The organism is Sphingobacterium puteale, assembly GCF_003627955.1.
Taxonomy (GTDB): Bacteria; Bacteroidota; Bacteroidia; order Sphingobacteriales; family Sphingobacteriaceae; genus Sphingobacterium; species Sphingobacterium puteale.
Genome location: NZ_RBWS01000005.1, coordinates 72,885 through 98,891, shown reverse-complemented (window position 1 = coordinate 98,891; position 26,007 = coordinate 72,885). Strand labels below are relative to the sequence as shown.

Genomic DNA, 26,007 nt, shown 5'->3' with positions numbered 1-26,007 from the left:
TGGAAGACATTAAAATATTAAATTATGAAACGAAGTTTTATCGCTATACTGACATCTTCGATGGCTTTAGTTGCCTGTAAGGACAACGAAGTATTCGAGAAGGAAATGTATAAAAATGAGGTAGCATTAATAAGTTCTGATTATCACAATACGTTTAAAGAAGTGGTTCGCTTGACCGGAGAAGAGGTAATTGGCTATGTAGCGGCATCATCAGGAGGTACACATGCGCCTGATAAAGATCTTGTTATTGCACTGGAAGAGGATTCAGAACCTTTAGTAAAATACAATTTTGCTGTTTATGATAATTCGGAAGATCTGTATGCCAAATTACTTCCCAAAGAGAAGTATGACATCATGGACAAAAAGATTGTGATCAAAGCAGGTGAGCTAACAGGCCGTACCATGGTTAAATTGCGACCAGATGGATTATCTCCGGACTCTACCTATTTTATTGGACTGAAAGCGACAGGCTCATCCGGTGTTGAAATCAATCCTAAGAAAAGCACCATGTTGTACCAGGTTATCATAGAGAATGAATATGCATCACAGGCCAAAAATACCATGTATTCAATGGTGGGGTTTGCCAATGGTTTGTCTACAGCGGCGAATAAACAGCTATTTCCATTAACCAGCAATAGCGTGCGGATGGTCGCCGGCAATGAGACCTTTATATCTAAAGTACCTAATATTGAGAAAAACTGTCTTACCTTGGAGATAGATGATTTTAATAACGTAAAGATAAAGCCTTACAAAGATATTCAGGTCGTACAATTGGACAATGACCCCATGTATCCGAATAAATTCAAAGTGGAAGAAGCATTTGGTATGCGCACAAACGTGTTTCTATTGTCATATCAGTATACAATAGGCAATGTGACGACAATTATGAAGGAACGTGTTGAAATGCAGGCTAAATAAAATTATGGAATTCATGAATACGATTAATTATTACAAATTGGATACGCTTCCAAAATCAATAGTTGTCTTTTGTCTTAGTTTGATAATGATACTAACATCCTGTAAAGACGATCTTGCGGTACATGGTGATTTTGCACTAAAAGATAACCCATCAAAATTGGCCGCTGCGGCTAATGGTGTATCTGAAACCTACACTGTTCAGGCGACTGGCAAATGGAAGGTTGAGCCCCTCCGAAAAGAAAACTGGGTTAAAATAGATCCAATGGAGGGGAATGGAAATGGAACATTTACCGTTACCGTTCACAAAAATACCGATCCCGAAGCGCGTGAACTGACTTTGTTTTTTACTTTAGATGGAAAGTTACAAAATAACGTGCTGAAGGTAGAGCAGGCAGGAACCACAGATCAAGGACAGGTGAAAGATCCCTATTTAAAAATAGATGGCATATCCAACCGTTTGGAAGTTCTGGAAGCTGGTATAACTGGGCAGTATATTCTCCGCGCTACGGGGAAATGGAAAGTCGCTTTGGAAGATGAATCTGAATGGGTGAATGTTGCTCCTATGGAAGGTGAGGGCGATACTCCAATAACAATCACAGTAAATAAAAATACCGACATTGAGCGTACAGCAAATCTATTGTTGTTTTTAGACGACGTGCAACAGGCATCTCCGCTAGCTGTATATCAGAAAGGTGTAAAATTGCAGGTAGAGGGCGATGTCGTTCTTAAGGAGGACTTTAACTGGCTGACTTATGGAAGCGAGATCTTTAATGCGACGTCAGGCGAAACCAGGATTGCTTTATGGAGTACCGAAGAGTTGGCCAAAGGCTGGACCAGTACGATCAATACGACGGAAGGTGGCGGTAATTATGCATCGATTTATGCGCGACCGGGTTTTATTAAATTAGGACGTACGAACTACGGCGGCGATCTAATTTCGCCGAAGCTGGCCAATGTACAGCGTACAAAAAATCTGTTGGTTACCTTCAAAGCTGTGCGATATGCCACTGGTGATCATCATCTACTCAATGTTGGTGTCAAAGGACCAGGAACGGTCAGTGTGAGCCAATTTAATGTGATGAACGTTGCAACTCCTAATTCGAATTTAGAATCGTGCAGAGCTGCATGGCAAGCTCCAGAGGCGACCTATTCTTTTGTTGTTACGGGAGCTACTGCGGAGACTCAAATTTGGTTATTGGGTGGCGCTTTTGATCAGCGTGCTGGTAATTGGCCAGCTACCGTTAACCGTATTTTTGTCGACGATATCGTTGTTACAGTAACTAAATAATAAAACTAGCCCATGTATACCTTTTTGTGAAAAGTTACATGGGCTAGTTTGTGCCCTCCGTCGAATAGTTTTTAACCGCTATCACAAACTTAGACGGCTTTTGCATGTTGTTATTTTATACAAGTCCAAGCCCAAAAACTGGCTCTATAATCTTTTAAGAGAAATTAATACGTTACTTTAGGCTTGCCATTTTCACAGATCACACCTTTAGCCGGTTTTTCATTTGTCTCACTACAATTTAAGCTTTTGTCCAGTATTCTTTTGGCATTGTCCAAATGATTATATTGTTCTGCCATATTTCCAAACTCAGCAAAGTTTTCTTTGTCCGTATACAATATGGAGATAAATTCACAGTCTTTACGAAAGGTGGCAATGTGCCATTTACTTGGGTCGTTGCAGGGAATGTCATCAAAAAATGTCTGCAATTTGGGGAGCAGATCCGCCAATCGTTGATTGATTTCGGATAATTCCAGATCTCTAGCCGAAGCGACTTTCAGTTTACCGGCGATGCAACGTATCCCAAAATGGGGTGGAAGATAATTAGGGGCTACGCTCGTGTTGTAAATAATTGGTCCTTTATATACTTTCTGTGCTCTCTCTTTAAGATCTGCGGCCTCGGCAAGTAATTTATTATAGGTTTGCTCGAAGCTCGGATGTACGGGTACGTAGGTATAATAAAGTGTGTCAATACGGCATTCCTTCAGATCATTGCAAGAAAGATTTTCAGTAAGTTTTACCGCTTCCTGAATTTTGAGATCCGCCAGTCTAGAAAGCTCATCGTAATTATCTTCTTTTTTGCATCCGGAAAATAGAAAAATACTGAATAAAATGGTGTAAAATAAAGTTATCCTTTGCTTCATAAAATTTGGTTTTAATTATTTTGATAATAATATAACGATCATTATTAAGGCTACGCTACAAAGATGAGGATAAATATCAACCCATCGAAGATGCGATAGTTCGCTAGGAAGCATCTCATGAATAATTGTACCTTATTCCATAGTTCGATTGTTTCGTCTGTGATGTAATTAGATATTGTATATAAAGGCAAATTTATCTAAGTTTGAAAACCAAATGGCTGCAAGTATGTTCCTTTCATCCATTTGGAACCTATGTAAAAATACAGATGTTAAGCAGAAATAGTCTTAGTTGTGATATGGAAGAACGGGAGCATTTAATGCTTTTGAAGAAAGGAGACTATCATGCTTTCGATGCACTTTATAAGATCTATAGCCCCAAGATATTGGGTCGACTGATCCGTTTATTGGGAAGTGAGTATGTCGCCGAGGAAATTTTACAGGATCTCTTTTTCCGAATTTGGGAAAAAAGAGAACAGATAGATATTGATAGACCTTTTAAAGGCTATCTGTTTGCTATTGCGCAGAACCTTGTGTATGATCACTTTCGGAAATTGAGCATCAATGAGCGGTATAAAGATGAGTTTGTACGGGGCTATTCGGAATTGTACGGACATGTGGAGGAAGATATTATCTTCAAACAGACCGAAGAACGTCTGATGCAATCGATCAATCAACTGCCTCCACAATGTAGGCAAGTATATGTACTTTTTAAATTGGAAGGCAAAAGCTATGCTGAAATAGCTGAGCTGATGGGGATCAGCAAATCAACGATCAATAATCACTTGACAAAAGCAAACGCTGTTTTAAAAAAAGAATTCCCCTTTTTGGGGCATTGGATCGCAATTGCCTTTACCATATTATGGCGCAGTTACTGAATATGGATGTTACTACAATGAGCTCAATTCTTCCATATTAAAAAAAAGTTAACTTTCTATTAGGTACTTTTTAATAGCAGTCCGTATTAGCTATTAAAGGACCTAATCAATTGAAAGAAAAAACGAATCTAAAGGAACTATTCAACAAGTATCTTACAGGCAAAGCTTCTGAGGGTGAACTCTTGCATTTACTGGATTTTTTCAAGTTGGAAGAAGATTCCGCTTTATTGCGCGCATTGATTTTAGCGGAGCTTGAGGAGGAGGAAGCTTTGGAAACAACCGAGGAGCAGCATGCTATTCTAGATCGGGTATCTTCGGTATTGAAGTATGGTATCAGAAATGAGAAGGTTCGCTTACGTAGATTGTACGTCCGCTGGGCAGCTGCAGCTGCTGTAGTTATAATCGCTGGCTTTTGGATTGCTTTGGAGCGAATTCAAGAAGGTGCCGGAATTTTTACAAGCACTCGACAAGAAGTTATTGCCCCTGGACAGGATAAAGCGATTCTGGAATTGGAAGATGGCCGGATTATTAACTTGGATAGCAGTATTGGATCGGGGGTAAAAAATAGCTATGTTTTTGCCGATACCAACGGAATGATGACATTCAATACCCGGGGATTACCTGCTACGGATAAAAAGTCGGGCGAACGGACCCTCAGTACTCCTAAAGGTGGACAGTTCGCTGTTTTACTTTCAGATGGAACCAAAGTTTGGCTTAACGCCGAATCTTCTATCAGCTTTCCCGCAATTTTTGCTCAGCACACAAGAGATGTAAGCATCACGGGCGAAGTCTATTTTGAGGTAGCCAAAAATCCAACGAAACCTTTTTTGGTCCATGCCAGACAGCAAACGGTCAAAGTGCTGGGTACCCATTTTAACATCAATGCTTATCCTGAAAATGATGCTGTACAAACGGGCTTGCTTGAGGGCAGTGTTGCTGTAATTGCCGGAGGAAAACAAGTACAGCTACTTCCTGGGCAAATGTCAGTATGGCAAGAAAGCCAAGGCGGACTGAAAGTTGGTCGGATTCCGGACCCGGAGACCCTGCTGTCATGGAAAGGGGGCATGTTTTGTTTTGATCATAATAATATCACCGAAATTATGCAGGTTCTAGCGCGTTGGTATGATATCGAATTCTCTTTTGAAAATGGGGATTATAGCAACTGTGTTTTTGACGCGATGATTCCGAAGAAGAAAAGTATACAGGAAGTCCTGAATATTTTGGGCGCTTCGCAGCAATTGGAATTTAAAATAAAAGGAAGAAAAGTGGTCGTTTCCCAAACGAACAGCAATAGTAACTAACAACAATTATGTCAAATAACCTAAACAAAAAAAATATGTAAAAGATTTATCTACAGAAAAGTAAAGAAAAAGTCCCGACGGCAATCGGGACTAAAATTGGAGCTAGCCTCTACAGAATTTATAGTGTTCATTAACTAACTCTTAACCAAAAGTATGCAAATCTATTCGGATAAAAAAGCTCCTTTTGCAAGGTGGCTTTGCCGTATTCATTTGTCCTCTCCGAACGATATATCGGATATCAATCGCCTGAGGACGCAAAAAGTCTGGAGAATTATGAAATTAACTGGAGTTTTGACCTTTGTTCCGCTGTTGCACTTAAGTGCTTCGGTTTATTCGCAGCAAGTGACCCTTAAAGGTCAGCGGGTGAAAATAAAGGATGCCCTGCGAACAGTTACCAAGCAAACCGGATATGGCTTTCTCTATAATTCCAAAATGCTGGATGTAGAAAGTAGTATTTCTGTTGATCTGAAGAACGCTCCCCTGTCCAAAGCCATGGAGGAGATATTGGCAGCTAAAGGGTTTAATTATAGGATTGAAGAAAATACAATTGTTCTATTGCCAAAGCATGAACGGATCATCGAAACCAAAGAAACGCTTATCCAAAAAGGAATTCGAGGGAAAGTCACAGATGATAATGGAAAACCGCTGGCGGGTGTTTCAATTGTATTTAGCAAAGATCTTTCTTTTACTACTGATGCAAAAGGTGAGTTTAATCTTCCTACATCGGTTGACGGAAAAGAAGCTACATTCAGCTTTGTCGGTTATAAAAAACATGTACAGGTCTTAACAGCTAAATCGGGAGTATATGAGATCAAGCTGCAATCGTCGCACGAGCAATTGAGTGATGTCGTTGTGACAGGTTATTTTAGCCGGACCAAACAAAGTGTAACGGGGTCTCAGGTCGTTGTATCTGGGGAAGACCTGAGAAAAGTAGGGTCGTTGAATCTGATGCAGGCGCTCAATGCATTTGACCCTTCAGTGCGGACAACACCCAATTTAGACTTCGGTTCCGATCCAAACCGAGTACCTGAGATCACTATACGGGGAGAAAATGGTTTTGATTTACGTTCCAGCGCGGATGATTCACGAAGTAATCCAAATGGCCCCTTATATTTGCTTGACGGTATCGAAGTGTCTGCAACGCGGATCTATGATTTGGACATGAACCGCATTGAATCTTTTGTGATTTTGCGGGATGCATCTGCTACTTCCTTATATGGGTCGAGAGGCGCCAATGGCGTCATTCTGATCACAACGATTCCACCCAAAGAGGGGGCAGTTCGTGTTTCCTTTAATGCCACTTCGAATGTGTCCGTGCCTGATCTTCGGGACTATAATCTGATGAGTGCCCGTGAGAAACTTGAGTATGAACGATTGGCTGGTTTGTATACCAGTAGGACCAATAGCCGTGAAGAACAGATTCTTCTAGATCTTAAATATAGCGACAGACTGGCGGAAGTTGAAAGGGGAGTGGATACCTACTGGTTATCTAAACCGCTTACAACCAGTGTTAATCAACGCTATAATGCTTTTGTTGAAGGGGGAGACCGAAGTTTTCGTTATGGTGTCAATTTGAATTACGATAAAGATAAAGGGGTGATGAAGGAATCTGGCCGTGATCGTTATGGTATCAATGTCAGCTTCAATTACTACCCAAGGAAAGATTTTTTGATCCGAAACGATGTTTCTGTCAATAATGTAAAAGGTTTCAATTCTCCTTATGGGACTTTTGATACTTATGCCAAACAAAATCCCATTGACCGCATTTACGACAGGCAGACCGGGGATGTCATTCGTTTTTACGAATTTAATAGCACATTGAATCCTATGCTTGACGCTTTCTTGCCCAATAAAGATTTCAATCGCTACACGGAAATTCAGGACAATTTCAATATGGATTGGCGAATTAACCCTAATTTTCGGGTCACAGGACGGGCTTCTTTAAGCAAAAAATTAGCTAAGGCCGAGAAGTATACCTCGCCATTCTCTTCCAAATTCGATCGGGAAACCGAATCGGATAAAAAAGGTAGCTATGAGATTTATGACCAGGATGACCTGAATTTTGATGGTACCGTTACTGCTTCATATAATAAGATATTCATGGATAAAATTACCACGAATATCGGTATTGGCGCGAATGCGGTAACGACCTCTGCCGTTGGAGAAGGATACACAGCTACTGGCTTTTTGAGCGATAATATGAACTTTATCCAATATGCACAGCAGTTTAAGGAAAATACCAGCCCTAAGGGCTATTTTGATAAGTCAAAGATGATCGGTTTTTTCCTTAATGCCAATGTAGGTTATGAAAATCGTTATTTTGTCGATCTTTCCTTTCGTACTGATGGTTCCAGCCGTTTTGGACGGGAATCGCGTTTTGCACCTTTCTGGTCTGCCGGTGTTGCATGGAATGCGGATCGTGAAAAGTGGTGGGATAGTGATGCGACCCTTAAGGTCAGGGCTTCAGTAGGTAGTACTGGATCTGTTAATTTTTCAGCAGATCAGGCATTGACCAAATATGGCTATGATCCGCTATATGAATATAATGGATATTATGGTGCTCGATTATTAGGGTACGGTAACCCTGCGTTGAAATGGCAAAATACACTTCAGAATAATATCGGTGCAGACTTGACAATGTTCAAAAACTTGCTCGTTTTAAATATTGATGCTTATATCAAGCAAACCCAAAATTTGTTGCTGCCAATTGATATCGCACCTTCGACCGGATTTTTGAGTTATACCGAAAACCTAGGTTCCATGGAAAATAGGGGGATGGATATGCGTTTACGCTTTAATGTCCTTCGTGGAAAAAATCCCGTCAACTGGAACTTTACATTGGGAGCAGCGACAAACAAAAACAAAATCAAGCACCTCTCCAATGCGTTAGAGGCAATGAATGAAGAGGCTGGTAAAAAAGATAATGTTACTGGACCTAAGCCATTACGTACTTATCAGGCAGGAAGATCGCAGAGCGCATTAATGGTGGTTGAATCTCTGGGCATCGACCCAATGACTGGTAATGAAATCTACCGGAAATTAAACGGCGATCTAACTTTTGATTATGATCCGAAAGATAAAATTATTGTAGGGGATATGAACCCTAAATGGATGGGAACCTTTCAGTCCAATCTACTGTATAAAGGATTCAATTTATATTTCATCCTGGCCTATGAATATGGTGGTAAAATTTATAATTCAACATTGGCGCAAAAGGTTGAAGGGGCCAATCCTCTCTTTAACGCAGACCGACGCGTACTTTACGAGCGCTGGAAAAACCCAGGCGACATTGCTCTGTATAAACGTATCGATGATACAGAACCGCCTTACCAAACGACAAGGTTAGTGCAAAGGAATGATTTCCTAAGATTACAAACCCTGACGTTGACCTATGATCTACCTGCCAATGTATTGACGAATCTAAAGCTGGAACGTGCCCGTATTATGTTGACTAGTAACGATCTGTTTCGTTTTTCCACAGTAAAAATGGAAAGAGGAACAATCTATCCTTATGCCCAGACCTTTTCGCTGGCACTTAATCTGACATTCTAAAGAAATAGATATGAATAAACAATTTATTCTGATGAAACTAAAACTTGTGTTACTACTAGGGGCTTTATTCTTTTTGTCAGCCTGTAATAAATGGCTAGATGTAGAATTGGCTGATAAAGTAACGCAGGAAAAACTTTTTAGTACACCACAGGGTTACCAGGAAGCCCTGGCGGGTGTATATAGCCAAATGGCGGATTCGAGCCTCTATGGAAAAAAGTTGAGCATGGAGGTGATGGATTTAATGGGAGATTATTATGGTACCAATAATGTTGCGGCCAGGTATGCTAAACTTAGGGCTTATGATTATAAAGATGCCGGCTCACAGGTAATCATTGCAAAAATATGGAACCAGTTGTACAGTGCCATTGGCGGAGCCAATAATATTATAGAATGGGCTAATAAAGATGTAAATGTATTAAGTCCTGATCTAAAAAATCAGATATTGGGTGAAGCCTACGCGCTTAGAGCCTACCTGCACTGTGATCTGATGCGTATGTTCTGTCCGGATGTCGTCGCTTCACCAAAAGCATCAGGAATTCCATACAATTTGGTGTTTGGTGTTTCATTGCCACCAATTTATACTGTAGAGGAAAATGTGCAATTGGTTATTGACGATCTTAAAGCTGCCGAAAAATACCTGGCAAACGATCCGATTACGAAAGTAAAGCCTTACGAAATGGTCAATAAAAACGAGGCCGACAAATATGTAGCCCGCTTTAATCTATATGGAGTCAAAGCGCTGTTGGCCCGTGTAAGTCTAATGCGTGGGGATAAAAACAATGCGATCAAATATGCTAAGGAGGTTGTAGAATCACAAAGATTTAGACTTTTGGATTTTGCCAGTGTGGATAAATCGGAGAAGGAAATTGATATGTTGTTCTCAGATGAGCATATTTTTTCACTGCGTAACAAAAAGCTTTCCGATTTTACGACCGAAATTCATTATTCGCATACAGATGACAAAGGCACCACAACCTTGGCTTTCTTACCTTTCGCAAATGTAGCGCAACTGTATGAGGCGAATAATGATGATATCCGTTATATCAAATGGTTCTCGACCACAGACGGTTCCTTTATCAAATATAAGGTGGACAATAAAGATAAGTTCTTCCCCAAAATGCCGATGATCAAACTTTCTGAGATGTATTTAATACTGGCCGAATGTTACCTCGGAAAAGATGACCAACAAGCCCAATCATATATCAATCAATTACGAGATCATCGTATCCGGAACAATGCGCACTGGTCATATCTGACCATGGAATATATTATGCGGGAGTCGCAACGGGAATTTTTGGGCGAAGGCCAGCTATGGTACGCCATGAAAAGATGGATTCAGGGTATGCCGAATATAATATTTGTATTCCCTATGCCATTAAAGGAAATTGAAACTGGAAACCGAAATTAAAATGGAATAATATGAAACGTAGATATATTATCATGTTGCTGTCTTTTTTGGTCGCAGTGGTCCATTTTTCTTCTTGTGACCAATCGATAGACAATTTATATACAGAAAAATCACGTATCCAATTTAGATACTATAAAGAGGATACCATTTTGCAGAAAATAACACGGACTTATGTTGACCGAAGTGTTTATTCTTTTGGTATGGCCGCAGAGGATACCAAAGAAGATACAGCGCGGATTGTCGTTGAGTTTTTGGGGTCAGCTGCAGATAGAGATCGAACTTATGGAGTTATCGTAGGATCAGATTCGACAACTGCTGTAGAGGGTGTGCATTATAAGCCGATCTCGCCTACACAAACCTTTCGAGCAGGTAGAATGAAGGATACGCTAAAAATTGTTGTGTTGAGATCAAACTTAAATAGCAGTTTTATAACGCGTGAAGACCGTCGGATTGCTTTAGATCTGAAACCTACGGATGACTTTAATCTTGGGATGAAAGGTGGGCTGAGAACCTATTTATATCTCAATAATTATCTGTCCCAGCCAATATGGTGGACCGACCCGCTGCGCGGCCCCTACCTAGGATTCTATCATCCGAAAAAATGGAAAATACTGATTTCATTCAATGCGAAATTCTCCAATAAAGAAAAATGTGATTTCGATATTAACAATGTAGGGCGGGAATATTTTAATGGCTTGGCTAGGTATTTGGATGCTGTGCCAACTTTTGATGATGAGACCGGAGCTCGAATTTATATGGATAAGATGGTGTTGCAAGACTAATTAAGAACCCTATAAATAGCATAAATAATGAAATTTTATAATAAACTAGTTCTAATGTTACCCCTCGGCGCAATGTTGGGTTCCTGTTATAAGGATCTGGGCACAGGGCCAGGGGATTATGTGGAAATCAATGAACTGACCATAGCAGGTATCGATAGACAATATGCCCGTGATATGGATGATAGTTTGAAGATAACACCTCAGCTTCAGGGGACACATTATAGTGATACAAGCAAATTTAACTATAGCTGGGATATAAATAATACGATTGTTTCTAATAGTTTGAACCTAAATTTCAAGGTATCTCTGGTTCCCGGAAACAAAATATCCCGTTTTATTGTGGAAGATAAGGCCACCAAGGTGAAAAATTACTTTAGGTTTGACCTTAATGTTTCCTCCTCCACAGCCGGAAATTTGATCATGGTATTGAGCAAGTCCAAGGGGAAAGCGGAATTATCCTACTTGCGTCTGGATAAACCGGCTAATTGGGCAATCAACTACTATGAGTCCCGATTTGGGAAACCTTTGGGTGTAAATCCGCAACGGTTGGATTTTTTGATGGTAGAACCTACCTCTCAGACCGCGTTAACAAATATTGCCCCATTTGCCAATCAGTTTGGCAGAGTCTTGGTATTAGCAGACGATCGTCTGGTTCTTATTGATAAGAGCACATTGGAACCCAATGTCGTTCCTACATTAGAAGGAGAAGCTTATACACGTTCAGCATCTTATCCTGCCCCAGATATCAGTGGCTACAAGCCAGAGTTTATGGCACAAGGAGTAGAAATGTGGCGTAATAATCCTTATGGAAGCAATTTCCATCAGAGCATACATTTTCAATTGATTTCCGGTGGCGCCTTATATTTTGCGAACTTGGCTCCACCGCCTTTTACAACGAGTTTTTCCTACAACCGTAAGAGCGCTTATGGTCCCACAGGCTATTTTTCACCATTTGGATATTTTGACACGATGACACCAACTCCTAGTGGAAACTTATTCCATCACGGTTATACCTTAGGTAATTTTATGTTGTTTGATCGTGTTTTTGGCCGTTTTACTTATGCTAGTTATGGCAGTAGTTATACCATACCAACGACGGAGCTAAAAGCTTTTCCCGGTCATGATCTTCTCTATGGGGCTGCTACAAGTCAAACAGGAACTTCGTTTGCGGTGTTGAAAGCTTCTGCAAGTGCCCTGAAATTTTTGTTATTGGGCAAATCGGGTAATAAATACAGCTTAGTAGGTGAAGTAAGCGGTGGCGCCGCCAATGATCAAAGTAAGTTTTACAATATGAAAACTTCGCCTTATGTATTCTTCACAGCCGGTAACAAATTGTATAAGTATAATATTTTGGATGTGACATCCAATATGGTACCTAATTCGGGACACGTTGCACTTTCACTTTCATCTCTTGGTTATACGGAAGATGCAGTGATTACCAGTATGACCGTATCGCGCACGGAGAAGACTTTGCTCTTGGGCGTATCCCGCTATGGTGCAGATAAAGAGGGCAATGGTGACGCCAATAAAGGTGATATTTTACGATTTGATCTCGATAAAACGAGCTTAGGGCTGACCTTAAAAGAAAAGTACGAAGGGGTGTCCGGAATTCCGGTCGATGTCAAGATTAAGTATCAGACGCATTGGCGCGATGGTAGATCCAATGGCGGTGTAACAGAGTTAGATAATATTTAATAAAGATGATGTCATGAAGAAGATTCTTAAGAAAATATATTTTTCATTTTTATTATTGTCTCTTTTTAGTTTTTCGGGCTGCGTCAAAGATACAAGCCTATACTTATCGCAAAATAAAAAAGAGGTCAATGTAGATGACTACGATAAAGACGGAACAGGGCCGGGAGCTGTCGAGGGAGAACTGACTCCGGGGGTACAGCTGGTTAAATTAAAGGTGACCCATAACGGGAAGGAAACGGAACGCAGGTTCAAGTACTTTATGCCGGTATCGATAGTCAAGTCAAAACCGATTTCCCTGATATTTAATTTTCATGGTAGCTATGGTACGGGGTCGGATCCGATTGCGGGTGTATCCATGAGTGATCCATTGGCACAGTTGGCCATCCGTGAAAATTGTATTATTGTTTATCCCGCTGGAGAGGATACAGGGGCTGCTGTAAACTGGCAGAATTCTGATTATCATTTTCCTTTTGTGGATGCTATGGTAAACTATTTTAAAACGCATACGCCCGTTGTGGATGAGAACAGGATCTATACCTGTGGTCAGTCTAGTGGTGCGATCTTTTCTTTTGTACTGGCCTATTACCGTTCTGAGGTGTTCGCCGCAGCGGTACCCGTATCTGGGCAGATGAAGCTCGCTGAATCGAATCTGCCGGCACGGGCTGTTCCTATTCGTGCATTCAATGGCAAAAATGATAACATCGTAATTCACTCGGCAGCATTAGAAAATATCAATGCATGGGCTAATTTGGTAGGTGGTTATTTTGCCTCGGATGCATTGGTGAGCGATACTTTAAAGATTGACAATTACAAGTCTTACATGACCAGAAAATGGAACGGTGGTAAGGCAGATATTGAATTCTATACGATATTAGATGAGGGGCATGGTGTAAGTTGGTACTATATTGCTCCATTAATGTGGGAATTTATGAATACCCATCCTAAAAATGCGACTTCTACGAGCATTTATCTGTCCTCACAGCTGAAACGCTTTGATGCGGTAGAAGGACAGCCTTTTAGTTCGGAGATCCGCTGTAATCAAGGTGCTACGCTGAGTCTGGTGTCAGCTCCATCAGATTGGACGGTGACTTTGTCAGGGAATACCCTAAAAGTGAAGGCTCCAAATGATTTCTTTGCGGCAACCACAGTCAATAGAAAAGGTGAAATTAAACTGCGGGCACAGTATAACGGGAAAACAGCAGAGCTATCTTTGCCTTATAGCTTAGCTGCACCAAAAACCTTTTATGAGCTAGGCGATCTTGTATATGACGCAGACTTTAAGCCTACCGGTATTGTTTTTTGGGTAAATCCTGCCAATGTTAAAGAAGCCAAAATCATTGCTTTAGAGCATACTGCGAGACCTTTCGGTGCCGTAGGAACCGCTTTCTTCACACCGAGTCCATCAGATGGCTATGGTAATACCCTGTCATTGGTAGAACGCAATAAGGAACAGAACTTGGGGCTGAATGCAGCGACAAGCGGATTTATGTATGCCTATGAATATAAAGCCGGTGCTGGTAAGACTGCGGGCTGGTATCTTCCTGCCGTAGATGAACTAAAATTGGTCGACGCAAATCTGACCGCTGTGAATAATGCGATAAAGGCCAATGGTGGGGCAATACTGGACATTTCTTCTGCGACAGGATCTTATCATTTGTCATCAACGGTGACCAATAGTGCCGGGAAAAAGCAGTTCAATACCTTTGACTTCAATACCAATCCAAGCTGGCATGGATATTATAATGTAGCAGCGAATGCAGCTGATAATTCACCAAATGTCTCCACGAGACCAATTAAACGGATAACGAAGTAATTAATAATCATATGGGGAATCAGGGGACTTTACTCCTCCGATTCCTTGTATGTGTTTAAAAAAAATAAAATGAAGAAAATTATCACAGCCTTGTTGCTGTTTGTAGGGATATTATCACTACATGCACAAGATCATATCGCTTTTCAGAAAATCAGTTTTGAGGATGCGAAGAAACAAGCCAAAGAAACTGGCAAATTGATATTTTTGGACGGCTACACCTCTTGGTGTGTTCCGTGTAAATGGATGGAAGGAAATGTCTTCAACCAAAGCCAGGTCGTACAATATTTCAATACGAAGTTTATCAATGTAAAGTTTGATTGTGAAGCGGGAGAGGGGATAGCAATTGCGAAAAACTACCAGATCAGGAGTTTTCCAACCTATCTCTTCATCAATGGAGATGGTGAGCTGATCTACCGGACACAATCGAAGATGGAAGCAAATGAATTTTTAGAGCAGGGGCAACGTGCAAATATGCGTGAATATCAGATTCCTGTATTGAAAGCCGCTTTCCAGGCCGGTGATCGTCAGCCAAATTTTTTACTGCGCTATATATTGGTCATGAATAATGTTGACCAAGCTTTGGCAGAAGAGGGAAGAAAGGCATTGGCAGGCGTTGCGAATGATAACTTTTTAAAAAGCCCGGATGGCTGGGAGGTCATCAAAATGATGGCGAGATCAGATCAGGATAAATATGCACGTTTTTTTCAGGCGAATAAGGCCTATTTCAAATCCATCGCTAAACCCGAAGATTTTGAAGCGAAGGAAACTTACCTGATACGTTATGCGATGTACGGATTTATCCGTGATGGCAAAAAAGCTGATTTTGATGCAGGACTGGCCTATTTTTCCTGTTTGAAAGGAGCTGAGGCAAAAATAGAGGTCGCATTATTTCGTGCGGAATGGGTCGGTAATCAAGGGACACCAGAAGAATTTGTCCGTGTGACAAATGAGCTTAGAAAAGGCGTGCTGAAAGACGAGGATCAGCGCTTGAGCTTTATTGCACGACGTTTTGCAAAAGATACAGAGAAGGGAGCAAAGAACATCAAGCTGCAGCAATGTTATGTTTTGGCCAAACAGGCAGTGCAACTGAATCCGAATGATTACTCCAATCAAGGGACATTTGCGGATATCTGTATCCAGCTGAAGAAGAAAAAAGAAGCGGTCAAAGCTGCGGAAGCGGCCAGAGCATTGGCAGAACTTGAAACGTCTAAAATAATCAAACTTGCCGACGCTTTGTTGGCGCGCGCAAAAAGTATTTAAAACATGAAAATTCTATCAACAATAACATTAGCGGCTTGCATGGCAATAGGTTCCCTGCAGGCCCAAGAAAATAACTTTAGCATCCGTATTGTTTCTCAGAAGCCTACGGATAAGAGGGCGAAAGTGTTTATACGCTATTTCAAGGAAAATCAATTGGTATTGGATTCTGTGATGTTGGGAAATCGGGAGGCAACTTATAAAGGCCTTTGTCCCGAGCCGACATTGGTGAATTTGTATTATTCGCCCGACGGAACGTCATTTTTCGGAAGAAAAGTGAATAGACGCATGGATCGCGTTAACCTTTATGTCGATCAGGGGGCAACTGTGGTGACTTTGAAAGATGAAATTGCGGATGCCGTGATAAAGGGAGGCGCTACGCAGACAGCTTACGCGCACTATGCTGACTATATGAAAAATCTGGCGGCTGAAACGGAGGAGTTGACTGCTAAGCGATCGGCTTTGTATCAGCAAAAGGAGAGCGCGGATCAAACGGAACTGAATGCTGTTTTGCAGGCAATGAATGATCTTGACCGTCGTAAGGATAAGGCCAAAGAACAGTATATTAAATCCAATCCCTCTTCTTACTTTAGCTTACTGGCGTTGAAGGACCTCGCTGGCTACGCGATGGATGTAAATTATGTAAACCCCTTATTCGAACTTTTGAGCGCTGACCTAAAATCAAAAAAAGAAGGGCTAACTTTAGCAAAAGGAATTGAGATCGCAAAAAGGCTTGCAATTGGAAATGTAGCACCTGATTTTATACAGCCAGATGCCAACGGAAAACCAGTGAAACTAATTGATTTTAGAGGACAATATGTGCTTTTGGATTTTTGGGCTTCCTGGTGTGGACCCTGTCGCGCCGATAATCCCAATTTAGTCAAAGCTTATGCCGCGTTTAAAGATAAGAAATTTACGATCCTTGGACTATCTCTGGATCGTCCGGGTAAAAAAGATGATTGGCTGAAAGCAATCGAAAAGGACGGACTGCCCTGGCACCATGTAAGTGATCTGACAGGCTGGAAAAATGAAGTAGCTGCATTGTATGGGATACAAGCGATTCCGCAGAATTTCTTAATTGATCCCCAAGGTAAAATCATTGCAAAAAACCTCCACGGTGATGCCCTAAGCAATCTGTTAAAGACGCTTCTATAAAAGATGTGCTATCTCAATGGGATAAAGAAGCTGTTTAATAAGCGAATTGCCCCTGAGAATAGAAAATCTGAAAGGAGCCCCGAAGGGGTGAATAAAATTAAAGAAAAATAGGGATGTCCGATCTTTGAAGTGACTCCAGAAAGTTGGACATCCCTATGAATTACTAACTTGTGATTTTTAGGTTTTAGTTTCTCCATTTTCTTTTTTAAAATCCGTATCTTCGTGCAATGGATAATTTTATTGTTTCTGCACGTAAATACCGCCCGATTACCTTTGATTCGGTTGTAGGTCAGCAACACATCACAGGCACCCTAAAGAATGCAATTCACAACAATCAGTTGGCGCAGGCATTTTTATTCTGTGGGCCACGGGGTGTTGGTAAAACTACTTGTGCGCGTATTTTGGCCAAAACAATAAATTGTGAACAGATCTTATCCGGAACGGAGCCTTGTGGTCAATGCGATAGCTGCAAATCCTTTCAAAACGGTAATTCTTTCAGTATACACGAACTTGATGCTGCATCCAACAACTCTGTAGACGATATTCGCAATCTGATCGATCAGGTCCGTATACCGCCGCAGGCCGGAAAGTATAAGATCTATATCATTGATGAGGTGCACATGCTTTCGCAGGCTGCTTTTAATGCCTTTTTGAAGACCTTGGAAGAGCCGCCTTCGTATGCGATTTTTATCTTGGCTACAACAGAGAAACATAAGATTTTACCCACGATCCTTTCGCGCTGTCAGATCTTTGATTTCAACCGTATAAAAGTGGAGGACATGGCAGGTCATCTGGCGAGAATAGCTGATCGTGAAGCGATAGCTTATGACCAAGATGGTTTGCATATCATTGCCCAAAAGGCAGATGGTGGTCTTCGTGACGCCCTGTCCATGTTTGATCAGATCGTCAGCTTCTCCAATAAAAACGTAACCTATCAAGCTGTAATCGATAACCTGAATATTCTGGATTACGATTATTATTTTAAGTTAACGGATTCGATCTTGGCTGAAGATGCTGCACAAACGCTTTTGACATTTAATGAGATTTTGAACCATGGCTTCGACGGAAGTCATTTCATTGCTGGTTTGTCGGCCCATTTCCGTAATCTGCTGGTGGCCCGAGAGCCCGCTACCTTAAAACTATTGGAAGTTAGTGATAGCATACGTCAAAAATATTTACAGCAAGCGCAGAAAGCTTCTTCGGGACTTCTATTGTCAGCATTGAATATTTCAAATCAGTGTGAAATAAATTACAAGACGAGTAAAAATCAACGCTTGCAGGTAGAGCTCGCTTTGTTGAAAATGTGTCACATCGCAAGTGCCATTAAATTAAGCCAGCTTGGTTCCGTACAGATTCCTTCAGCTGCTGAAGGAGTAAAAAAAAAACTCCCTGAGCCAGTAGTTTCGCAGGTGAAGGAAAGTTCTTCTACGGCAGCATCTTCTGTAAATACAGGACAAAATGCGCCATCAGCACCAGCTTTATCGGCTCACGCGCCTGTCCCCAGCCCGCCAACAACAATTTCCAATCCCCAGACTTCGACCGTCAAACCCGAAGTAAAAAATGAGGGAGCTTCAAACGTGCCCCCAAAAGTCAAAAAAGGAGGATGGGGATCCTCTGCCTCAGCAATTATTCCATCGCTGCCCGATCTGAACACCATTTATGACAATAATTCTGTTGCCAAAGAGGGGGATGAACCTGAATTAATAAGAGGTACCGAACAGCGTGAGGTAAGCTTCAATCAATTTATAGCCATCTGGAATGCTTATGCCGAGCAATTGAAAGCAGAAAATAAAATCAATCTATATACGATGATGACGGCTACGCAACCTCGCTTGAAGGGCACATTGATCGAGATAGATGTCGAGAATGCTGTACAGATGGATGTATTGCAAAGTGCGAAAGTGGATGTGTTGAATTATCTTCGCGTCAAGCTGCAAAATTTTGCGCTCGATCTACAAGGGGTTATGATGGAATTTACCGTATCCCGTAAACCATACACCTCCCAGGAAAAGTATCAGGCTATGGTGAGCAAAAATCCACTTTTGGATACTTTGCGTAAGGAGTTTAACTTAGGTTTAAGCTAAATCAAAGCTTTAATTCCTGTTAATTTTTGTACCTTTGCAATCTCTTCTATTTGGAAGGTAATATTTAGTTTTTATGATGCAAGGAAATTTTCAGAGACGTGATCGTGATCACGGCGAAAAACGTGAAGTAAATCAGATGGTGTTCGGTATCCGAGCTGTCATCGAAGCGATCGATAGTGGTAAAGAAATTGAATCGTTATTTGTACAACGCGGATTAAGTGGTAGTTTGATTCTGGAACTGAAATCCTTACTGAAAGAGCATAATATTGCTTTTCAACAGGTGCCCATCGAAAAATTGAACCGTATCACTCGGAAAAACCATCAGGGTGTTATTGCGGTGATATCGCCAATTACCTATCAAAATATTGAAGAGCTCCTCCCTCAGATCTACGAAAAAGGTGAAACGCCTTTACTTTTGATGCTAGATGGGGTGACTGATGTCCGTAATCTGGGAGCGATTGCACGTACAGCTGAATGTTCGGGCGTACATGCGATCATCGTACCGAAAAAAGGGTCTGCTGAAGTCAATCCGGATGCCATTAAAACATCAGCTGGAGCGTTGTATAAAATTCCGGTCTGCCGTCATGATAGTCTATCAAAAGTGGGTAAATTTCTGATAGATTCAGGGGTGCAATTGGTTGTTAGTACGGAAAAAACAACATCGAGCATCTATGATGTCGATTATACAGCACCGACCTGCGTCATCATGGGCGCCGAGGATGTCGGTGTATCAAATGATTTAATCCGTATCGCGGATAATCTCGCAAAGATACCGATGTATGGCGAAATAGGCTCTCTTAACGTGTCTGTATCGGCTGCGGTTGTTATTTATGAGGCAATTCGTCAACGCCTGCCCAAGAAGTCATAAGTATAAAATCTATGATATAACATAGCCTCTGTCTTTGACAAAGGCTATTTTTTTGAATACCGATCTTGTTGCGTTTACTCGATGCGTAAACAAAAGCGGGAGCAATTTTATACTGATCTTGCTGATTCTTATTTCAATACACAGACAAAAGCCTGGTCCAGACACTGTCATCTTACATACTTTGTTGTTTGATCCTGAGAAATAGGTTAGTCTTTTTATCTCGTTAAGTATTGTAGATCGTCTCAACCTCCTTCGCATACTTTTGCAGGATGACTTTTCGTTTCATCTTTAAGGTGGGGGTCAATTCACCCGTCTCTATCGTCATTTCATTTGGAATAATCGCAAATTTTTTGATCTGCTCCCAACTGCCAAAATTTTGATTGATACGATCGAGCTCAGATTCAATCTGCCGTTTAACTTCTGGACTGTTTAAGAACTCTATCTTCGAAAGCTCTGTCAAAGCCGGAACAGTCTGTTTGCCCCATTCCAACAGATTGACATAGCTTGGAACAATGAGAGCTGCGGGGAATTTCTGTGACTCACCAATTACCATCACTTGCTCAATAAAAGAAGATTCCGCAATTTTGGACTCAAGCTGTTGTGGGACAATGTATTTTCCGCCGGAAGTCTTGAACATCTCTTTCTTGCGGTCGATTATTTTAAGAAACTTACCGTCCACCCATTGACCGATATCTCCTGTATACAGCCAACCGTCTTTTAGGACCTCAGCAGTGGCTTCTTCATTTTTATAGTAGCCAATCATATTGTTTTCACCTTTGGTGAGGATCTCTCCATCATCGGCAAGTCTGATTTCGATATTGATCAGTGGCAGACCGACAGTACCGATTTTCATTCCTCTTTTAAAGCAGTTCACCGCAATACAGGGACCTGCTTCAGTTAAACCATAGCCTTCATATATCGGTATGCCAGCAGCCATATATAGTCGGATTAATCTTTCCTGTAAAGCTGCACTGCCAGATGCGATACCTTTGATATCTCCGCCTAATGCCTCTCTCCATTTCGAAAAGACTAATTTTCGTGCAATACTTAATCGAATGTCATACCACCAAGAACGGTTCTCCAATGTATATTGTTCTCCGATACGAAGCGACCAAAAAAATATATTGCGTTTTAATCCGGTCAGTTGATCACCCTTGGCCTTAATTTTTTCATATACTTTTTCAAGCACACGCGGTACAGCAGAGAAAATATGGGGCCGGACTGATTTAAAGTCTTCACCAATAGTATCCATCGATTGTGCAAAAAAGATTGTCAATCCCTTATACATATAGACATATTGGAACACACGTTCGTAGGCATGGCAAACCGGAAGAAAGGAAAGGGCCCGGTCGCCACGTTCAACAGGAAAGGAATACTCACTGCTCATAGTATCGGCCAATAGATTACGGTGAGCCAGCATTACTCCCTTCGGATTTCCGGTTGTGCCCGATGTATAGATGATTGAAGCCAGGCTATCGGTATTGACGGCATTTCGAAGTCCCTGAACCTGCTCATCGGTAATGGAAGCGCCGGCAGCTACAAAAAGCTGCCAATCTGGTAAATCCGCTTCTTTATCTAAGGTGAAAATATGCTCCAGAAGCGGGCATGAGTCTTTGATCGAAGTGATTTTAGTGTATAATTTCCTGGAACTTACGATACAAGTTTTGATCTCAGCATGGTTGAATATATACCTGTAATCGGATTCAGAAATATTGGGGTAAATTGCTACAACGACTGCGCCGATCTGCTGGATTGCAAAATCAAGAATATTCCATTCGATACGGTTTTCACTGATTAAAGCAACATTTTCTCCTGCTTGAACACCTAGTGCAATCAGACCTTTGGATACCTGATTGACTTGTTCGATAAATTCTGTATTACTTACCGCTACCCAATTTGTTCCTTTTTTGTAGGAAAACATCGGAAAGCCGGGCGCAGTTTCTTGTTGCAGATAGGCTAAGTCAAATAATCGTGTTGCTGTTAGCATGATGGAAATCCCGTTCGTGTAATTAAGCTAATTTACGGATTTTTGAGGATATTAAAGCAGATGGGAAATGGAATAATCGCATTAAGCTGAAGAGAAGAGTAGGGAGGAACTGGTTGTGAATCCGTCGGGGAATTATAAATGAAAAAGACTCTGATCTGCAAAGCCGGGGCTTTCCAGATCAGAGTCTTTATACGCTTATCTAAATACTAAACCTAGTATTTGCTTTTAGATTCTTTACGTTTACCTGAGAAATCACGGAAACCTCCGCCATTGCTGCTGCCACGGTCACGTCTTTCGCCGCTGAATCCGCCTTCACGTCTTCCGCCACGGTCACCGCCTCCGTATCCACCTTCACGTCTTCCACCGCGATCACCACCACGATATCCGCCTTCGCGTCTTCCGCCACGGTCACCACCACGGCTTCTTCCACGGCCTTCGCTTTTTGCTTCTCCAGATACTTCGATACGTACTTGACGACCGTTGTAATCCACACCTTGGAATCCTTGGAATACTTTCTCTACTTCAGCATCTTGAACTTCAAAGAATGTAAATACACCTTTTAAGTCAATTTTACCGATAGATTTTCCGGAGATGTTCGCGTTGTTGCAGATAAAACCTAACATGTCTCCACGGGAGAATTCATCTACTGAACCTAAGTTCATGAACAAACGGGTATAACCTTTTGAACCTTCACGAGAACGACCATCACGTCTGTCGCCACGATCTTCACGAGAACCTTCGCGGGCTTCGATATTTAGATCCGGAGCGTTTTTATAATAATCCAAGAAACGGTTGAATTCAAGGGATGCAAATCTTTTGATGATATCTTCTTTTGAAAGAGATTCCAGATTTTCCATAATTGCAGGCAAGAAAGGACTGATTTGCTCATCATTTACTTCAACGTTTTCAATCTTCTTAACGATAGAGAACAATTGTTTTTCGCATACTTCAGCACCTTGAGGAACTTGTTTTTTCTCAAAAGGTTTACCGATGATCTTTTCAAGATGACGGATTTTGCTGAGCTCTTTTACATTGACCAATGAAAGCGAGATACCAGTTTTACCTGCACGGGCAGTACGACCAGAACGGTGCGTATAGTTTTCTGTTTCATCCGGTAAAGAGAAATTGATCACGTGAGTTACATCACTTACATCAATACCACGAGCAGCTACGTCTGTTGCGATCAATAGTTGTAAACTACGGTCACGGTAACGTTTCATTACTTTGTCGCGTTGTTGTTGGGACAAGTCACCGTGCAACGAGTCTGCATTGTAACCATCTTTGATCAACGCTTCGGCGATGTCCTGTGTCTCGATTTTTGTACGACAGAATACGATACCAAAGATATCAGGGTTTGAATCCACAATACGTTTGAACGCAGCATATTTATCTTTTGCTTTGATCAAATAATAATGGTGTTCGATGTTGGCATTACCGGTATTTTTTGTACCTACAGTAAGCTCAACAGGATCGGTCATATAATTTTTTGCAATACGACGTACCTCGGAAGGCATTGTCGCCGAAAATAACCAAGTTTTTTTCTCGTCAGGAGTTTCTGACAAAATGCTGTTGATGTCTTCTTTGAAGCCCATATTGAGCATCTCATCCGCTTCATCTAATACAACATATTTTACTTTTGAAAAATCAATTGCATTCCTGCCAATGATATCCAACATACGACCAGGGGTCGCTACTACAATTTGCACTCCACGTCTGATTTGACGTAGCTGGTCTGAGATATTTGCACCTCCATATACAGCAACAACATGTACGTTGTCAACGTATTTAGCAAATTTTTCTAAATCTTTTGAGATTTGTAAACATAATTCCCGAGTAGGGCAAAGGATTAATGCCTGTGGGTGTTTTTGAGAAAAGTCTAATTGCTCTAATAATGGAAGACCAAATGCCGCGGTCTTTCCTGTGCCAGTTTGGGCTAATCCGACAAAATCGTCGTTACCAGTCAATAAAACAGGAATGGCTTTTTCCTGAATTTCAGAAGGTTTTTCGAAACCTAATTCTGAGATGGCATTAACAACTTCCTCACGGATTCCCAGTTCTAAAAATGGGTTCATGAAATATTATATACAATAGGCACTATTGCCTAAGGCGTTGCAAAGGTAAGAATAATATTTGAATAATCAAAGAATTTAAATGATTGGTTTTTAATAGGATTGAAGAATTTCAAATTGAGGGGATAAAAACTTTAGTTGAGGTATACCTTTAATGACGGACTGAAAAGTATTCTTTTGATTGTAAACAATTTTGCTTCCTTGTGCTTTCTTTATTCATTTATTAATAGAAACTTAATATCTCAACCTTATTTTTGGTATTAGTATGGATCAGTTACCAATTATATATCAGCAATGGCTAAGGGCGATTAAAGAGCGAAATGATACGAATGCTTATGCTGAGTTATATCGGTACTGTTGGAAAGATCTTTATCAACATGCTGCCCGCCGTATCATTGACTCGCAGGATGTAGAGGATATTCTTCAGGAACTGTTTGTTCAGTTTTGGGAAAAACGTCATACGATCGATATCCAGATGAATCTTCCTGCCTATCTCAAGGGAATGCTCAAATATAAAATTATAGATTTTTTCAATTCCAATAAAGCAAAAGATAAACTTTTGGATCATTGGAGCAAACATATTTTTGATTACGTACAGCATCATCCGGAAGAACTTGAAACTTACCTCTTGCTAGAAAAGATGCTGGAAGATGAATTGGAAATTATGCCGCATAATATGCGGCAGGTACTCTTGTTGAAGTGGGAGCATCTATCAATTCGTGAGATAGCGCTGCGGATGGGGCTCTCTGAACAAACCGTAAAAAACAACCTCACAGAAGCGTCCAAAAGGCTGAAGAAAGCGATTGTCGGCTATCAAAATGTTCAAAACGGCAGTTTTACTCTCTTACTTATTTTTGTTTTGGATGAGCTCTCCAAGTAGGGATTATGCTTTTAAAGGCGATCGCAGGAATAAAAATCAACTTAACAATTCTTTTATAAAACATTAACCATTTCTTGAAGTACTTTCCGGCTTTTTTAAAGACTTGTATATAAACAGCAGGCAAGAAAAGTGAAAAGAAGAATTTTTGAATCCTTAATCTATAGATATCAGCAGAACAAAGCCAACAAGGCTGAGCGGTCCATGATTGATCGTTGGTACGATACGCTCGATCAGGAAGAACTTCCTGTAAAGGAGATAGATGAGGTTCAGTTGTGGAATAGTATACAGCAACGTATCGGAGGTACAGTTCCTAAAAAATCAGAGGTTCGGAAAATAAGCTATTGGAGTGGAGCAGTTGCCGCAAGCCTGCTGTTGTGCTTTGGTATTTTATTTTGGAAAAAACAGCAGGAACTTAATTTAATCGCAAAAGAAACGCATTTAAAACCGGGTTACCGGATTTTTGAAACAGGGGCCTCGCAACGTAAACGGGTACTTTTGGCTGACGGATCAACTGTCGTAATGAACGCCTATTCCAAAATTAAATTGGATACTGTTTCTTATGACAGGAGGGACCGTGTTGTGGAACTGTTAGCCGGAGAGGCGTTTTTTGAGGTCAAGAAAGATTCTACAAAGGCTTTTATTGTAAATACCCAACAAGTACAGACAACGGTCCTGGGAACCTCGTTTACTGTGAAAAACTATGCGGAATTGGATGATATATCGGTATCTGTATTTACAGGTAAAGTGCAGGTCACGGCCAATAATCATCCGTTGGGTGTGTTGACTCGTGGCGAAGAGGTCCGATATTCTAAAAATAACCACCATAGTAATCAGGAGGCTTTTGATCTGACGACACGTAATAGCTGGATTGAGGGGAGAGTTTACCTTAAGCAAAGCAGTTTTGCAGAATTGGCACTGGCGGTCAAAAATATCTATGATGTGGATATTAAAGCTGACGATGAGCGGATTGCTCAACAACGGTATAGCATGCCGATATCAAAGCAGCTTTCCTGGGCCGCAACCCTCGAAAGTATCAAAGCAATTCATCACAACAAATCCAGAAAGGAGGGCGGAATAGTGCATATTTACTAATGCGGGATAAAAAAAGAGCTGACGACGGCCATCGTCAACTCTGAATCATACACCATTTGGAGATGGTATAAATAACATATACAACAACTTATAGAGATATTATATACGCATACAAATTTATGA

The 26,007-nt window shown here is 41.0% G+C and carries 18 protein-coding genes; 15 read left to right on the top strand and 3 right to left on the bottom strand.

Annotated elements, in window-relative coordinates; all coding sequences use genetic code 11:
- The first annotated feature begins 24 nt into the window (after window positions 1-24).
- Both D7322_RS06035 and D7322_RS06030 read left to right on the top strand, forming a co-directional pair.
- Complete coding sequence (locus D7322_RS06035; protein ID WP_121122286.1) at window positions 25-918, top strand: DUF1735 domain-containing protein; 894 nt, start codon at window positions 25-27, stop codon at window positions 916-918.
- Window positions 919-931: 13 nt separating this feature from the next.
- Window positions 932-2,206, top strand: coding sequence for a BACON domain-containing protein (locus D7322_RS06030; protein ID WP_245971263.1), 1,275 nt, complete (start codon window positions 932-934; stop codon window positions 2,204-2,206).
- Between the two features lie 164 nt (window positions 2,207-2,370).
- Here D7322_RS06030 and D7322_RS06025 read toward each other — a convergent pair whose 3' ends face one another.
- A complete protein-coding gene (locus D7322_RS06025) occupies window positions 2,371-3,066 on the bottom strand; it encodes a hypothetical protein (protein WP_121122282.1) in 696 nt (231 codons plus the stop codon).
- A gap of 266 nt (window positions 3,067-3,332) precedes the next feature.
- Between D7322_RS06025 and D7322_RS06020 the strand changes: the two genes are divergently transcribed.
- From D7322_RS06020 to rlmB, 11 genes are all read left to right on the top strand, one after another.
- Window positions 3,333-3,941: an RNA polymerase sigma factor gene (locus tag D7322_RS06020; RefSeq protein ID WP_147430299.1), complete on the top strand. Its 609-nt coding sequence runs from the start codon at window positions 3,333-3,335 to the stop codon at window positions 3,939-3,941.
- Window positions 3,942-4,051: 110 nt separating this feature from the next.
- Window positions 4,052-5,242: a FecR family protein gene (locus D7322_RS06015; RefSeq protein WP_121122278.1), complete on the top strand. Its 1,191-nt coding sequence runs from the start codon at window positions 4,052-4,054 to the stop codon at window positions 5,240-5,242.
- Window positions 5,243-5,515: 273 nt separating this feature from the next.
- Complete coding sequence (locus D7322_RS06010; RefSeq protein ID WP_183078618.1) at window positions 5,516-8,794, top strand: SusC/RagA family TonB-linked outer membrane protein; 3,279 nt, start codon at window positions 5,516-5,518, stop codon at window positions 8,792-8,794.
- 31 nt (window positions 8,795-8,825) lie between these two features.
- Window positions 8,826-10,202 carry a RagB/SusD family nutrient uptake outer membrane protein gene (locus tag D7322_RS06005; protein WP_183078617.1) on the top strand — a complete coding sequence of 459 codons (1,377 nt, stop codon included), beginning with the start codon at window positions 8,826-8,828 and terminating at the stop codon, window positions 10,200-10,202.
- An 11-nt stretch (window positions 10,203-10,213) separates the two neighbouring features.
- Window positions 10,214-10,984 (top strand): DUF4843 domain-containing protein, encoded by a 771-nt coding sequence (locus D7322_RS06000; protein ID WP_121122271.1) that lies wholly within the window; start codon window positions 10,214-10,216, stop codon window positions 10,982-10,984.
- 27 nt (window positions 10,985-11,011) lie between these two features.
- Window positions 11,012-12,679, top strand: a complete 1,668-nt coding sequence (locus D7322_RS05995) for a PKD-like family lipoprotein (protein ID WP_121122269.1) — start codon at window positions 11,012-11,014, stop codon at window positions 12,677-12,679.
- 13 nt (window positions 12,680-12,692) lie between these two features.
- Window positions 12,693-14,492 (top strand): alpha/beta hydrolase family esterase, encoded by a 1,800-nt coding sequence (locus D7322_RS05990; RefSeq protein ID WP_121122267.1) that lies wholly within the window; start codon window positions 12,693-12,695, stop codon window positions 14,490-14,492.
- A gap of 69 nt (window positions 14,493-14,561) precedes the next feature.
- Entirely contained in the window at window positions 14,562-15,752 is a 1,191-nt protein-coding gene (locus tag D7322_RS05985) for a thioredoxin family protein (protein ID WP_121122265.1), read from the top strand.
- Between the two features lie 3 nt (window positions 15,753-15,755).
- Window positions 15,756-16,904: a TlpA disulfide reductase family protein gene (locus D7322_RS05980; RefSeq protein WP_121122263.1), complete on the top strand. Its 1,149-nt coding sequence runs from the start codon at window positions 15,756-15,758 to the stop codon at window positions 16,902-16,904.
- A gap of 227 nt (window positions 16,905-17,131) precedes the next feature.
- Window positions 17,132-18,988: a DNA polymerase III subunit gamma/tau gene (locus D7322_RS05975; protein ID WP_121122261.1), complete on the top strand. Its 1,857-nt coding sequence runs from the start codon at window positions 17,132-17,134 to the stop codon at window positions 18,986-18,988.
- A gap of 73 nt (window positions 18,989-19,061) precedes the next feature.
- Window positions 19,062-19,856, top strand: coding sequence for a 23S rRNA (guanosine(2251)-2'-O)-methyltransferase RlmB (rlmB, locus tag D7322_RS05970; protein WP_394342584.1), 795 nt, complete (start codon window positions 19,062-19,064; stop codon window positions 19,854-19,856).
- 223 nt (window positions 19,857-20,079) lie between these two features.
- Here rlmB and D7322_RS05965 read toward each other — a convergent pair whose 3' ends face one another.
- Window positions 20,080-21,843: an AMP-dependent synthetase/ligase gene (locus tag D7322_RS05965; RefSeq protein WP_121122259.1), complete on the bottom strand. Its 1,764-nt coding sequence runs from the start codon at window positions 21,841-21,843 to the stop codon at window positions 20,080-20,082.
- Between the two features lie 212 nt (window positions 21,844-22,055).
- Complete coding sequence (locus D7322_RS05960) at window positions 22,056-23,915, bottom strand: DEAD/DEAH box helicase (protein ID WP_121122257.1); 1,860 nt, start codon at window positions 23,913-23,915, stop codon at window positions 22,056-22,058.
- A 262-nt stretch (window positions 23,916-24,177) separates the two neighbouring features.
- On the opposite strand from D7322_RS05960, the gene D7322_RS05955 reads away from it, so the two are divergent.
- Window positions 24,178-24,792: an RNA polymerase sigma factor gene (locus D7322_RS05955; protein WP_121122255.1), complete on the top strand. Its 615-nt coding sequence runs from the start codon at window positions 24,178-24,180 to the stop codon at window positions 24,790-24,792.
- 129 nt (window positions 24,793-24,921) lie between these two features.
- Window positions 24,922-25,884: a FecR family protein gene (locus D7322_RS05950; protein ID WP_121122253.1), complete on the top strand. Its 963-nt coding sequence runs from the start codon at window positions 24,922-24,924 to the stop codon at window positions 25,882-25,884.
- The last annotated feature ends 123 nt before the right edge of the window (window positions 25,885-26,007 follow it).